This is a genomic window from Pseudomonas sp. CLCA07, assembly GCF_053615335.1.
In genome coordinates this window covers 993,411-1,006,035 of the sequence record NZ_CM132131.1, presented here as the reverse complement: position 1 = coordinate 1,006,035, position 12,625 = coordinate 993,411, and the positions used below count along the sequence as shown (strand labels likewise).

The following is a 12,625-nucleotide window of genomic DNA, read 5'->3' as shown; positions in this document are numbered from 1 at the left end:
CAATGGTTGCAATCAGCCTTCGACAGAGCCGCCGGCCAACGCGCAGAGCTGGATCGGGTCGAGGATATGGATTTCCTTGCCTTCGGCAGCGATCAATTCGTTTTGCTGGAAACGGGTGAAGACCCGGGACACGGTTTCCACCGCCAGCCCCAGGTAGTTGCCGATTTCGTTGCGCGACATGCTCAGGCGGAACTGGTTGGCCGAGAAACCGCGGGCGCGAAAACGTGCCGACAGGTTCACCAGGAACGTGGCGATACGCTCGTCGGCGGTTTTTTTCGACAGCAGCAACATCATTTGTTGATCTTCACGAATCTCGCGGCTCATGACGCGCATCAACTGACGGCGTAGTTGCGGCAGTTGCAGGGCCAGCTCGTCGAGGCGGTCGAAAGGGATCTCGCACACCGAGGTCGTTTCCAGCGCTTGCGCGGACACGGGATGTTTTTCGGTGTCCATGCCCGACAAGCCGACCAGTTCACTCGGCAGGTGGAAGCCGGTGAGTTGCTCTTCACCGCTGTCGCTCAGGCTGAACGTCTTGAGGGCGCCGGAGCGTACTGCGTAGACGCAATCGAAGGTGTCGCCCTGGCGAAACAGGAACTCGCCTTTTTTCAGCGGGCGACCACGTTTGACGATGTCGTCCAGCGCATCCATGTCTTCCAGGTTCAGAGACAGCGGTAAACACAGGGGCGCGAGGCTGCAATCCTTGCAGTGGGCCTGGTTATGAGCACGCAGTTTGACTGGCTCGGACATTTCTTCAATCCTTGTGGGAAAACACACATAAGACGTAAGGGTAACCCACGGGAGGGCGTTCGGGCCAGTTTGCGCAGATATTGTCACGACACGATATAGGGTGGTGCCCAGCGGTGCTGGGCAAAGCTAGATCACCCGGGAAAACCGCTGGTGGTTGAGCTGTTGCAAATAGGCATCAAACGCCATGCACACCGACCGAACCAGCAAACGACCCGCCGGCAGAACGGTGATTCGCTCGTTGTCGAGCGTGATCAAGCCGTCATCGGCCATGGTCTGAAGCTGCGGCCAAAGTTGGCCAAAGTAGCCGCGAAAGTCGATGTTGAAAGCCTCTTCAATCTCGATGAATTCCAGGCTGAAATTGCAGATCAGTTGCTGTATCACCGCCCGCCGCAACCGGTCATCGGCGTTACACACCAGGCCACGACTGGTGGCCAGTTGAGCTGCGTCCAGGGTGTTCTGATATTGCGCCAGGTCGGTGGTGTTCTGGCAGTACAGATCACCGATCTGGCTGATGGCTGACACCCCCAAACCGATCAAATCGCAATGCCCGTGGGTGGTGTAGCCCTGAAAGTTGCGTTGCAGGGTCGATTCTTCCTGGGCAATCGCCAGTTCGTCGTCGGGCAGGGCAAAGTGGTCCATGCCGATGTAGCGGTAGCCGGCTGCGGTCAGTTGTTCGATGGTGCTTTGGAGCATTTCCAGCTTCTGCGCCGGCGTTGGCAGCTCGTCGCTGTTGATGCGCCGCTGCGGCATGAAGCGTTCCGGCAAATGCGCGTAATTGAATACCGAGAGCCGATCCGGTTGCAGGTTGATGACTTCATCGACTGTGCGGGCGAAGTTTTCGGGTGTCTGTCTGGGCAAGCCATAGATCAGATCGATGTTTATCGAACGAAATTGCAGGGTCCGGGCAGCGTCAATCACGGCACGGGTTTCTTCCAGGCTTTGCAGGCGATTGACTGCCCGTTGCACCTGCGGGTCGAGGTCTTGCAGGCCAATGCTGACGCGGTTGAAGCCCAACTCGCGCAGCAAGCCCATGGTCGACCAGTCGGCTTCGCGAGGGTCGATTTCGATGCCGTAGTCGCCGGAATCGTCATCCAGCAAGTTGAAGCTTTTGCGTAACTGGGCCATCAACTGGCGCAGTTCATCGTGGCTGAGAAAAGTCGGGGTGCCGCCGCCAAAGTGCAGTTGTTCGACCTTCTGCGTTGGGTCGAGGTGACAGGCGATCAACTGGATTTCCTGCTCAAGGCGCTGCAAGTAGGGCAGGGCACGGCCACGGTCCTTGGTGATGACTTTGTTGCAGGCACAGTAGTAGCAAATGTTCGCGCAAAACGGCACGTGCACGTACAGCGACAACGGGCGCACGGCCTTGCGGCTGTCGCGCAGCGCGTGGAGCAGGTCGAACGAGCCGACTTGACTATTGAATTGCACCGCAGTCGGATAAGAGGTGTAACGCGGTCCCGCCAGGTCATAACGGCGGATCAGATCGGTGTCCCAACGAATGGCGTCGAGCATCATGCGGGCATTCCCCCGGATAGGCTGGCAGTGACTGCGAGTCTAGGGGGCGAGGCGGTTGGGCATGTTGATTTGTGTCAAGGTCAAGATCTGCTCACTTGGTGAAAACCTCTTCGTCGGAACGCCGCCCGGAGCCGGCTCGCTCCCACAGGTTTTTTTTGAGCGCCGCAAATCCAGTGTGGGAGCGAGCCTGCTCGCGAATGGGGCACCGCTGATCTAATGCCCCATGAGCCAATGCTGATGCGGCCCCGGCAAGGTCCAAATCCCGAACAGCATCACCAGCAACCCACCCGTCATGCGCACGCTGCGTTTGCGCAACAGCGCCGTCACCCGCTCCGCGGCCAAACCCGTGGCGAGCAGCACTGGCCAGGTGCCCAGTCCGAAGGCGAGCATCAACAACGCGCTGTCCAGCGCATTACCCTGGCTGGCCGACCACAACAACGTGCTGTAAACCAACCCGCACGGCAGCCAGCCCCAAAGCGCCCCCAGCAGCAAGGCGCGGGGCAGGCTCGACACCGGCAGCAATGTGTTGGCGACCGGTTGGATATGTCGCCACAGGCCGCGGCCCAGGCTTTCGATGCGGGTCAGGCCGCTCCACCAGCCGGCGAGGTACAGGCCCATGGCGATCAACAGTAAACCGGCGATGACCCGCATAAACATGGCTGCCGGGCTGTTGGCCACGGCCCAGCCCGCCAGCCCGATCAGCAGGCCGGCCGTGGCATAGCTGAGGATTCGTCCCAGGTTGTAAGCCAGCAGCAGTCGAAAGCGCCGGCTGCGTTGTTCCTTGGGAATCGCCAGGGTCAGTGCGCCCATCAAGCCGCCGCACATGCCCAGGCAATGGCCGCCCCCGAGCAAACCGAGAATTACCGCGGACACCAGCAGTGGCGCCAATTCAAGCATGAGGCGGCGCCTTGTCGTCCGGCTTGGCCGGATGGCCGCTGGCTTCATCGACCGCTGCTTTGTGGGCCGGGTCCTGGTCGTCGAACAGAATGCTGTGGGCCGGGCCGTCGAGGTCGTCGTACTGGCCGCTGTCAACTGCCCAGAAGAAGATGTAGACAGCGATGGCCACGAGCAGCAATGCGGCCGGGATCATCACGTATAGAGCTGGCATGGGTGGACTCCATGCCCGCGCCGGCTCAGGCCGGCAGCGGGCGGGTTTCTGGCGTGGCAGAGGCGGCCTGCATGCTCGGCAGGCGAGTCAGGCGCAGGGCGTTCAGCACCACGGTCAACGAACTGATCGACATGCCGACGGCGGCCCAGACGGGGGTAATCCAGCCGAGGGCAGCGAACGGCAACATGAGGCCATTGTACAACCCGGCCCACAGCAGGTTCTCGATGATAATCCGACGGGTTCGCCGCGCCAAACTGAAGGCTTGCACTAGCGCATCGAGGCGGTTGGACAGTAACACGGCATCGGCGCTGGTTTTCGCCAGATCGGTGGCCGAGCCCATCGCCACACTGATGTCGGCAGCAGCCAGCACCGGCACGTCGTTGACCCCGTCACCGAGCATCAACACCTTGCGGCCTTCCTTGTGCAGTTGTTGCAGGACCTGCAATTTATCGTCCGGCCGTAAACCGCCACGGGCCTCGTCGATACCCAGCTCAGCGGCGACACTGGCGACCATCGGCGAGCTGTCGCCGGACAGCAGCAAGGTTCGCCAGCCCCGCGCCTTGCAGGCTTGCAGCAACGCCGGGGCATCGGCGCGCAAACGGTCGTCGAGGACAAACCACGCCAGTGGACCTTGAGTGTCGCCGAGCAGCAACCATTGGCCGGCTTCATCCGGCATCAAGGGCACGGATGCGCCACTGAGTTCGCAGACAAAACCTGGCTGGCCAATTCGCAATCGCTGGACGCCGACCTGGCCTTCAAGACCCAACCCCGGCGTGCTGTGGACTTCTTCGGCGGCCAGTGGCGCGCGGCCAAAGGCGCGGGCGATCGGGTGTTCGGAGCGGTTTTCCAGTGCGGCAGCGAGGCTCAGGCAGCGGTCACTATCGAGTGCGCCAAGGGGGCGGATTGAACGCAACGCCAGACGACCTTCAGTGAGGGTGCCGGTCTTGTCGAAGATTACCGTGTCGATCTGGTTCAGGCCTTCCAGCACATGACCGCGCGTCAGCAACAGACCGAGTTTGTGCAGCGTGCCGGTGGCGGCAGTTAGCGCGGTTGGCGTTGCGAGGGACAAAGCGCACGGGCAGGTGGCGACGAGCATGGCCAGCACAATCCAAAAGGCCCGGGATGAATCGAGTTCCCACCACAACAGGCCAATGGCAGCAGCGGCAATCAGCGACAACAGCAAAAACCACTGCGCGGCACGGTCGGCGATTTCCGCCAGGCGCGGCTTTTCGGCTTGCGCACGATCCAGCAAGCGGACAATGGCGGACAGTCGCGTGTCCTGACCCAGTGCCAACACTTGCACCGTCAACGCCCCTTCAACGTTCAGCGTGCCGGCGGTCACTGCATCGCCTGGCGTTCGCGGTTGCGGCAGGTATTCGCCGGTCAGCAGCGACTCGTCGATGCTCGACTGGCCATCGAGAATCTTGCCGTCCGCCGGCAGAATCGCGCCAGGGTGAACCAGTACCTGATCCCCCACACGTAACTCGGTGAGCAGGATTCGCTCGCTCTGGCCATCAGTGTTCAGACGCAGGCATGAAGCGGGCAGCAGGTTGACCAGTTGTGCGGTAGCGGCGGCGGTGCGCTCGCGGGCTCGGCGTTCCAGATAGCGGCCGGCAAGAAGGAACAGCGCAAACATCCCGACCGCATCGAAATACAGCTCACCGACGCCAGTGATCGAGGTCCAGATCCCGGCGAGGTAGGCGCTGCCAATCGCCAGCGACACCGACACGTCCATGGTCAGGTGGCGGGTGCGCAGGTCGCGCATTGCGCCTTTGAAAAAAGGTGCGCAACTGTAGAACACAATCGGTGTGGTCAGAAACAGCGCGACCCAGCGCAAAATGGTGTGCATTTCGGGGCTGAGGTCGATGTTGAATTCCGGCCAGGTGGCCATGGTCGCCATCATCGCCTGGAACCACAGCAGCCCGGCGACACCGAGTTGACGCAAGGCCAGACGGTTTTCGCTGGCCAGTTGTTCGCTGGCGCGGTCGGCTTGATAAGGGTGGGCGGCGTAACCGATATGGCGCAACTCACTGAGGACTTGGCTCAACGGCAATTGCGCGTCGGCCCAGCGTACGTGCAAGCGATGATTGGAGAGGTTCAGCCGTGCTTCGGCCACTGCCGGCAAGCCGCGCAGGTGTTTCTCGATCAACCAGCCGCACGCGGCGCAGCTGATGCCTTCCATCAACAAGGTGGTCTCGGCGAGGTCGCCGTCGTGGCGCACGAAAGGTGCTTGCACGTCGGCGCGGTCGTACAGCGCCAGTTCGTCCACCAACTGCACCGGCAAGGCTTCGGGGTTGGCCGAGGACTCGCTGCGATGCTGGTAATAGCTTTCCAGCCCTCCCGCCACGATAGCTTCGGCCACCGCCTGGCAACCCGGGCAGCAAAACTCGCGGGTATCACCCAGGACCGCAGCGGTGAAGCGGCTGCCGGCCGGGACGGGTAGGGCGCAGTGGTAGCAGGGGGTTGGAGTGGTCATGAGGTGGAGTCTACATCGTCTGGACGGGCCTCTTCGCGGGCAAGCCCGCTCCCACATTTGATCGGCGTTATGCACAAAATTTGTGTATCACAGCAGATCCACTGTGGGAGCGGGCTTGCCCGCGATGCGCGAAGCGCTGGGTCTTACTTTTTCAGGTCTTCGGCGCCTTGCAGCGGTTCATCGCCCAGCAGCAGGTCTTTGTCGTGGCTGACCGGTTCTTCTTCGAACATGCGCCAGGTCTTGTCGCCTTCGACCCCCAGCAACTCTACAAAGCGACGGCCTTCGACCTTGTCGCTCAGTTGACCAATGTAGCGGCCCTGTTCTGTGTCGCTGTGGACGAGGGTGATTTTGCGATCCTTCTCCGGCTGAGTCGGCGAGATCAGGTTCAGTTCGAGGGTTTTCGGTTGGCTGTTGCCGCTCAGGTGCAGGTCGACTTCACCGGTTATGCCATCCAGATGAACACTGGCGCGCAGTTGCAGGGTCTGGGCCAGCAGTTCACGGTCGAGTGAGCGATTGATGCCTTTGCCAGCCTCGTAGTAGTTGTCGTTCACCAGGTCGATCGGGTGATTCACCGCGATGGTCACCATGGACAAGGTCAGGGTCACCGAACAGGCCAGAATCCCGATGATGATCCACGGCCAAAGGTGCTTGTACCAGGGACTTGCGGCAGATGCTGCGGGCATGGCGACTTCTCTCAACGAATTTGTGGGCCGATGAATCGGCTCTTGGCTTCAACGTGAACGCTGTCGTCATCGGCATCCTTGAGGATGAATTTCACCTCGTTGGTGCTCGATGGCAGTTTTTCCGGTGCGCTGGACAACTCTACCGGCTGGCTGAATATTTCCCCGGCCGCGACTTTGATCTCGCGCTTGCCTTGCAGCTTGAGGTCCGGCAAACCGGTGGCCTCCAGCACGTAAGTGTGGTCGCGCTGGTCTTTGTTCATGATTTTCAAGCTGTAGACGTTTTCGATTCGACCTTCGGCATTCTCGCGGTACAGCACGCGGTCTTTACTGACGTCGAAACCGACCAGCGAACGCATGAAGAACGCGGTGATCAACAACGAAATCATCGTCAGCAGCACCAAGGCATAGCCGATCAGGCGCGGGCGCAGTTTATGGGTTTTTTGCCCGGACAGGTTGTGCTCGGTGGTGTAGCTGATCAGGCCACGTGGGTAGTCCATCTTGTCCATGATGGCATCGCATGCGTCGATACAGGCGGCGCAACCGATGCACTCGATTTGCAGGCCGTCGCGGATGTCGATGCCGGTCGGGCAGACCTGGACGCACATGGTGCAATCGATGCAATCGCCCAGGCCTTGTGCCTTGTAGTCGATGCCTTTCTTGCGCGGGCCACGGGACTCGCCACGACGTGGATCGTAGGAGACGATCAGCGTGTCCTTGTCGAACATCACGCTCTGGAAGCGAGCGTACGGGCACATGTAAATGCACACTTGCTCGCGCAGCCAGCCGGCGTTGCCGTAGGTGGCGAGGGTGAAGAAACCGACCCAGAAATACGACCAGCCATCTGCTTCGCCGGTAACGAAGTCGAACACCAGTTCACGGATCGGCGAGAAGTAACCGACAAAGGTCAGGCCGGTCACAAAACCGATCAACAGCCACATCGAATGCTTGCTGAATTTACGCAGGAATTTGTTGGCGCTCATCGGCGCTTTGTCGAGCTTGATGCGCTGGTTGCGGTCGCCTTCGGTGACTTTTTCGCACCACATGAAAATCCACGTCCAGACGCTTTGCGGGCAGGTATAACCGCACCACACGCGACCGGCGTACACCGTAATGAAGAACAGGCCGAAGGCACTGATAATCAAAATCCCCGACAACAGGATGAAATCCTGAGGCCAGAACGTTGCACCAAAAATAAAGAATTTACGCTCCGGCAGGTTCCACCAGACGGCTTGATGACCGCCCCAGTTCAGCCAGACCGTGCCGAAATACAACAGAAACAAAAAGGCGCCGCCCATCATCCGCAGATTGCGGAACAGGCCAGTGAAAGCGCGGGTGTAGATCTTTTCTCGAGAGGCGTAGAGGTCGACGCTGTTGTTCGCGTTCTTGTTGGGTGGAGTGACGTCGTGTACCGGAATCTGGTTGCTCATCGTTGCATCCCACGGCAGTGGAAAAATGCCCCGGTCAGTACATGCCAACCGCGGTCAAAAAGGGGTGTTGCAGTGGCGCAATGATACGCCTGAAGCTCTGGCACAAGGGTGCGACCTTTGGTCACGTTGGTGGAAATCAACTGACGGTGTAATGACTTGAATCAATTGACTTGTGAATTATGGACGGTTTTGCAGGGCGGCGGGTTCATTCGTCCCATGGGTTGATCAGCGCAACACCGCTGGATTGAAAGTCGCTGGTGTTACGGGTGACCACTGTAAGCCCGTGAACGAGTGCCGTCGCAGCGATCAGGGCATCGCTTTCGTTGGCGCGGTCCGGAACATGCAGGCTGGCACAGCGCAATGCCACGGCGGCATCGATCGGCAGGATTCTGGCATCGAAGGCCGGTATCACGTGTCGTTTTAGCCAGGTGCGCAATACCTTTCCCTGGACGGGATCGCGCCGCTCCATTCGCAGCACCCCGGTCTCCAGTTCCTTCAAGGTAATGGCTGAAATAAACATTCGTGGGGCGATGATACTTTTGGCCCAGGCGACGACGTTTGCGTCTGCCTGGGGTTTGCGTAATTCGGATATTACGTTGGTGTCGAGCAAGAACATCAGGACAGGTCCACGGGTCGATGATTGATGACGGCACGCTCGGTGTCGAACTCGATGTCTGCCGCTTCCGGCATCACCAACAGGTCGACAATGTTTGCGTTGATGCCGGTCAGTTTTTGGTACTCCTCAATGCTTAGCAGTACGTGGGCAGGTCTGCCACGGTCGGTGATGATAACCGGCCCCTGAAGCGTGGCTTTTTTGGCACTACTTGTGTCCTGATTGAATTCTCGGCTGGAAATGGTGGTGATGGCCATCATGTGTGTCCCTCCTGAAAGTGCTTTGTAGAAACGTTACTACTCGACAGGTTGTCAGGCAACCTCAGAAGGGATGCAGAGCGATACCATCGGTCGCTGTATTTATGCGATTGAAACAAAACGGCCCCGCCAATCTTCATTGGCGGGGCCGTTTTTTTGTTGCCTTAAGCGTGTGTCTTACTGAGCGTCTGTCGCCAGTGCTTTCTCACCTTGAGAGAGGCTGTAGACGTAAGCGGCCAGCAGGTGAACCTTGTCGTTGCCTTGCAGCTGTTCTTGCGCAGGCATCTGGCCCTGACGGCCGTAACGGATGGTCTGCTGCAATTGAGCGAAGCTCGAACCGTAGATGAACGCGCTCGGGTGAGTCAGGTTCGGTGCGCCCATCGCTGGCGTACCTTTGCCTTCCGGACCGTGGCAGGCCACGCAGTTGGCAGCGAATAGCTTCTGGCCGGCAACCGGGTCAGCCTTGGTGCCTTCCGGCAGTTTGCGGCCATCGAGGTTGGTCAGTACAAACGCTGCAACGTCGGAAACGCCTTGCTCGCCGATCACGTCCGCCCACGCCGGCATGACCGCGTGGCGGCCGCCCATGATGGTGGTCTTGATGGTTTGTGCTTCGCCGCCCCAACGCCAATCAGCGTCAGTCAGGTTAGGGAAACCGTAAGCGCCCTTGGCGTCGGAACCGTGGCAGACCGAGCAGTTGGAGGCAAACAGACGGCCACCCATCTTCAGGGCTTGCGGGTCTTTGGCGACCTCTTCGATAGGCATGGAAGCGAACTTGGCGAAGATCGGGCCGAACTTGGCGTCCGACTTGGCCATTTCCTTTTCCCACTCGTGAACGCCGGTCCAGCCGGTCTGGCCGTTGGCGAACGCGGTCTGCTTCTCGGTATCGAGGTAGCTGTAACCCGGCAGCAAGCCTTTCCAGTTGCCCAGGCCCGGGTACAACACCAGATAGCCCAAGGCGAAAATGATGGTGCCCACGAACAGCATGAACCACCATTTTGGCAGTGGGTTGTCGTACTCCTCGATCCCGTCGAAGGAGTGTCCAACCGTATCTTCCGTCTGCTCGGTGCGCTGACCCTTGCGGGTGGACAGCAGCAGCCAGGTCAGGGCGAAGATGGTGCCGAGAGTGAGGACTGTGACGTACAGACTCCAGAATGTAGTCATTCTTTGTTACTCCTAGAAGCTTGCTCGACGTGCTTGATGGCTTCGGGATCATCCGCGAAAGGCAGCAAGGTCGCGTCTTCAAACTCCGACTTGCGCTTGGGGCTGAACACCCACAACGCCAGACCGATGAAGGCCACCATCACAACAACGGTGCCCAGGCCACGAATCATCCCGATATCCATCTAAATCACCGTTTGCTTTTGATGATGGTGCCCAGGCCTTGCAGATAGGCCACCAGCGCGTCCATTTCGGTTTTGCCCTTCACAGCATCCTTGGCACCGGCGATGTCTTCGTCGGTGTAAGGGACGCCGAGCGCGCGCAAAACTTCCATTTTCTTGGCGGTGTCTTTGCCGTCGAGCTTGTTTTCCACGAGGAACGGGTAAGCCGGCATGACCGACTCAGGCACCACGTTACGCGGGTTGTACAAATGCGCACGCTGCCAGTCATCAGAGTAACGACCGCCGACACGGGCCAGGTCCGGACCGGTACGCTTGGAACCCCACAGGAACGGGTGATCCCAGACGCTTTCACCGGCGACCGAGTAGTGGCCGTAACGTTCGGTTTCAGCGCGGAACGGGCGGATCATCTGCGAGTGGCAGCCGACACAGCCGTTGGCGATGTAGATATCGCGGCCTTCCAGTTCAAGGGCGGGGCGCGGCTTCATGCCTTCGACCGGCTTGTTGGTGACGTCCTGGAAAAACAGCGGAACGATCTGGGTCAGGCCGCCGATGCTGACGGCGATAACCATGAAGAAGGCCAGCAGGCCAATATTCTTCTCGACTGCTTCATGCTTCATCAGTGAGCTCCAACTACAGCGATCTGTTCGGCGGCTTTGGCTTCTGCCGGGTTCGAGGCGCGTACGGTACGCCATACGTTGTAGGCCATGAACAGCATGCCGCTGGCAAAGAACGCACCGCCCAGGGCGCGAACGATGAAACCAGGGTGGCTGGCTTGCAGCGCTTCGACGAACGAGTAGGTGAGGGTGCCGTCATCGTTGATTGCACGCCACATCAGACCCTGGGTGATGCCGTTGACCCACATCGAAGCGATGTACAGAACGGTGCCGATGGTTGCGAGCCAGAAGTGCGCGTTGATCAGGCCGACGCTGTACATCTGCGGGCGACCGAACAGTTTCGGGATCATGTGGTAAACCGCGCCGATCGAGATCATCGCTACCCAGCCCAAGGCGCCGGCGTGTACGTGGCCGATGGTCCAGTCGGTGTAGTGAGACAGCGCGTTGACGGTCTTGATGGCCATCATCGGGCCTTCGAAGGTCGACATGCCGTAGAACGCCAGCGACACGACCAGGAAGCGCAGGATCGGGTCGGTGCGCAGCTTATGCCAGGCGCCCGAGAGGGTCATCATGCCGTTGATCATGCCGCCCCAGCTTGGTGCCAGCAGAATGATCGACATTGCCATGCCCAGCGACTGAGCCCAATCCGGCAGAGCGGTGTAGTGCAGGTGGTGCGGACCGGCCCAGATGTACAGGGTGATCAGCGCCCAGAAGTGCACGATAGACAGACGATAGGAGTAGATCGGACGCTCGGCCTGTTTCGGAACGAAGTAGTACATCATCCCCAGGAAGCCGGTGGTCAGGAAGAAACCGACCGCGTTGTGGCCGTACCACCACTGGATCATTGCGTCAGTCGCACCGGCGTAAGCCGAATAGGACTTGAACAGGCTGACCGGCAGCGACATGTGGTTGACGATGTGCAGCATCGCAGTCACGACGATGAAGGCGCCGTAGAACCAGTTACCGACATAGATGTGCTTGGTCTTGCGCTTGACGATAGTGCCGAAGAACACCAGTGCGTAAACGATCCAGACGATGGCCAGCAGAATAGCGAGAGGCCATTCCAGCTCCGCGTATTCCTTGCTGGTGGTGTAGCCCAGCGGCAAAGTAATGCCGGCACCGACGATCACCGCTTGCCATCCCCAGAAGTGGAAGGCCGCGAGGCTGTCGGAAATCAGTCGCGTTTGGCAGGTTCGCTGCACGACATAATAAGAAGTGGCAAACAGTGCACAACCACCGAAGGCGAAAATCACCAGGTTGGTGTGCAACGGGCGTAAGCGTCCAAAAGTCGTCCACGGCAGACCGAAGTTCAATTCCGGCCATACAAGCTGTGAGGCGATGAAGACACCGAGCCCCATGCCAAGGATCCCCCAGACCACCGTCATGATGGCGAACTGGCGGACTACCTTATAGTTATAAGCAGTCGGACTGATTGCTGTGCTCATTCTAAGGTTCCACGGTTTGGGTGTTTTATTAGGAGTAAAAATCGGCCGCAAGTATGGAGAAAGCAGGGGGTCATTGCAACGCGCCATGACCCCGGTCAAAGCTTTCTAAAGCTGATTCTGCGGCCTTTCCATGCGCCGCGTAGGGACAAAATCGCCCAAGGGAAAAATGTCGCCGCGGACGAAAATGGTAAGGGGGTCCGGTCAGTTGTAACGGGACGTGTTCAAACGCAACGATCGAGTGACCGACGGCAATTGGCGCGACAGCCGGTATCTACCAGCCTTTGCGGGTTGTCATCGAACAGAATCGTCGAACACATCGGCTAAAAACGACCCGGAACCGGCTCATGCCAGTCCGCACGGAGGAAGCTTAGACCCGAATCTGGTGAACCGAAAGAAAGAGCAA

13 protein-coding genes are annotated in these 12,625 nt (G+C 59.4%); all 13 read right to left on the bottom strand.

The window, feature by feature from the left end:
- Nucleotides 1-12: 12 nt before the first annotated feature.
- The 13 genes from fnr to ccoN all read right to left on the bottom strand — a co-directional run bounded on the left by fnr (nt 13) and on the right by ccoN (nt 12,222).
- Complete coding sequence (fnr, locus tag ACWGZX_RS04615; RefSeq protein ID WP_223511748.1) at nt 13-747, bottom strand: fumarate/nitrate reduction transcriptional regulator Fnr; 735 nt, start codon at nt 745-747, stop codon at nt 13-15.
- 126 nt (nt 748-873) lie between these two features.
- A complete protein-coding gene (gene hemN / locus ACWGZX_RS04610; RefSeq protein WP_452628965.1) occupies nt 874-2,256 on the bottom strand; it encodes an oxygen-independent coproporphyrinogen III oxidase in 1,383 nt (460 codons plus the stop codon).
- A gap of 216 nt (nt 2,257-2,472) precedes the next feature.
- Nucleotides 2,473-3,156, bottom strand: coding sequence for a sulfite exporter TauE/SafE family protein (locus ACWGZX_RS04605; RefSeq protein WP_452627458.1), 684 nt, complete (start codon nt 3,154-3,156; stop codon nt 2,473-2,475).
- Nucleotides 3,149-3,367, bottom strand: a complete 219-nt coding sequence (gene ccoS / locus ACWGZX_RS04600) for a cbb3-type cytochrome oxidase assembly protein CcoS (protein WP_223511746.1) — start codon at nt 3,365-3,367, stop codon at nt 3,149-3,151. Before ccoS ends, ACWGZX_RS04605 begins: the two co-directional genes overlap by 8 nt.
- A 25-nt stretch (nt 3,368-3,392) precedes the next feature.
- Complete coding sequence (locus tag ACWGZX_RS04595) at nt 3,393-5,843, bottom strand: heavy metal translocating P-type ATPase (protein ID WP_452627457.1); 2,451 nt, start codon at nt 5,841-5,843, stop codon at nt 3,393-3,395.
- Nucleotides 5,844-5,986: 143 nt separating this feature from the next.
- On the bottom strand, nt 5,987-6,526 hold the full coding sequence (locus ACWGZX_RS04590) for a FixH family protein (protein ID WP_223511743.1): 540 nt from the start codon (nt 6,524-6,526) through the stop codon (nt 5,987-5,989).
- Nucleotides 6,527-6,537: 11 nt separating this feature from the next.
- Nucleotides 6,538-7,953, bottom strand: coding sequence for a cytochrome c oxidase accessory protein CcoG (ccoG, locus tag ACWGZX_RS04585; RefSeq protein ID WP_452627456.1), 1,416 nt, complete (start codon nt 7,951-7,953; stop codon nt 6,538-6,540).
- Between the two features lie 205 nt (nt 7,954-8,158).
- Entirely contained in the window at nt 8,159-8,569 is a 411-nt protein-coding gene (locus ACWGZX_RS04580) for a type II toxin-antitoxin system VapC family toxin (RefSeq protein WP_223511741.1), read from the bottom strand.
- Nucleotides 8,569-8,823, bottom strand: a complete 255-nt coding sequence (locus tag ACWGZX_RS04575; RefSeq protein ID WP_223511779.1) for a type II toxin-antitoxin system Phd/YefM family antitoxin — start codon at nt 8,821-8,823, stop codon at nt 8,569-8,571. The genes ACWGZX_RS04580 and ACWGZX_RS04575 overlap by 1 nt, the downstream gene beginning before the upstream one ends.
- Before the next feature lie 177 nt (nt 8,824-9,000).
- Nucleotides 9,001-9,984 carry a cytochrome-c oxidase, cbb3-type subunit III gene (ccoP, locus tag ACWGZX_RS04570; RefSeq protein WP_223511740.1) on the bottom strand — a complete coding sequence of 328 codons (984 nt, stop codon included), beginning with the start codon at nt 9,982-9,984 and terminating at the stop codon, nt 9,001-9,003.
- The gene (locus ACWGZX_RS04565; RefSeq protein ID WP_003175465.1) at nt 9,981-10,166 is read right to left on the bottom strand and encodes a CcoQ/FixQ family Cbb3-type cytochrome c oxidase assembly chaperone; all 186 of its coding nucleotides are present in this window, start codon (nt 10,164-10,166) and stop codon (nt 9,981-9,983) included. The genes ccoP and ACWGZX_RS04565 overlap by 4 nt, the downstream gene beginning before the upstream one ends.
- A 5-nt stretch (nt 10,167-10,171) precedes the next feature.
- Nucleotides 10,172-10,780 carry a cytochrome-c oxidase, cbb3-type subunit II gene (gene ccoO, locus ACWGZX_RS04560; RefSeq protein WP_223511739.1) on the bottom strand — a complete coding sequence of 203 codons (609 nt, stop codon included), beginning with the start codon at nt 10,778-10,780 and terminating at the stop codon, nt 10,172-10,174.
- A complete protein-coding gene (gene ccoN, locus ACWGZX_RS04555) occupies nt 10,780-12,222 on the bottom strand; it encodes a cytochrome-c oxidase, cbb3-type subunit I (RefSeq protein ID WP_452627455.1) in 1,443 nt (480 codons plus the stop codon). The genes ccoO and ccoN overlap by 1 nt, the downstream gene beginning before the upstream one ends.
- Nucleotides 12,223-12,625 lie beyond the last annotated feature (403 nt).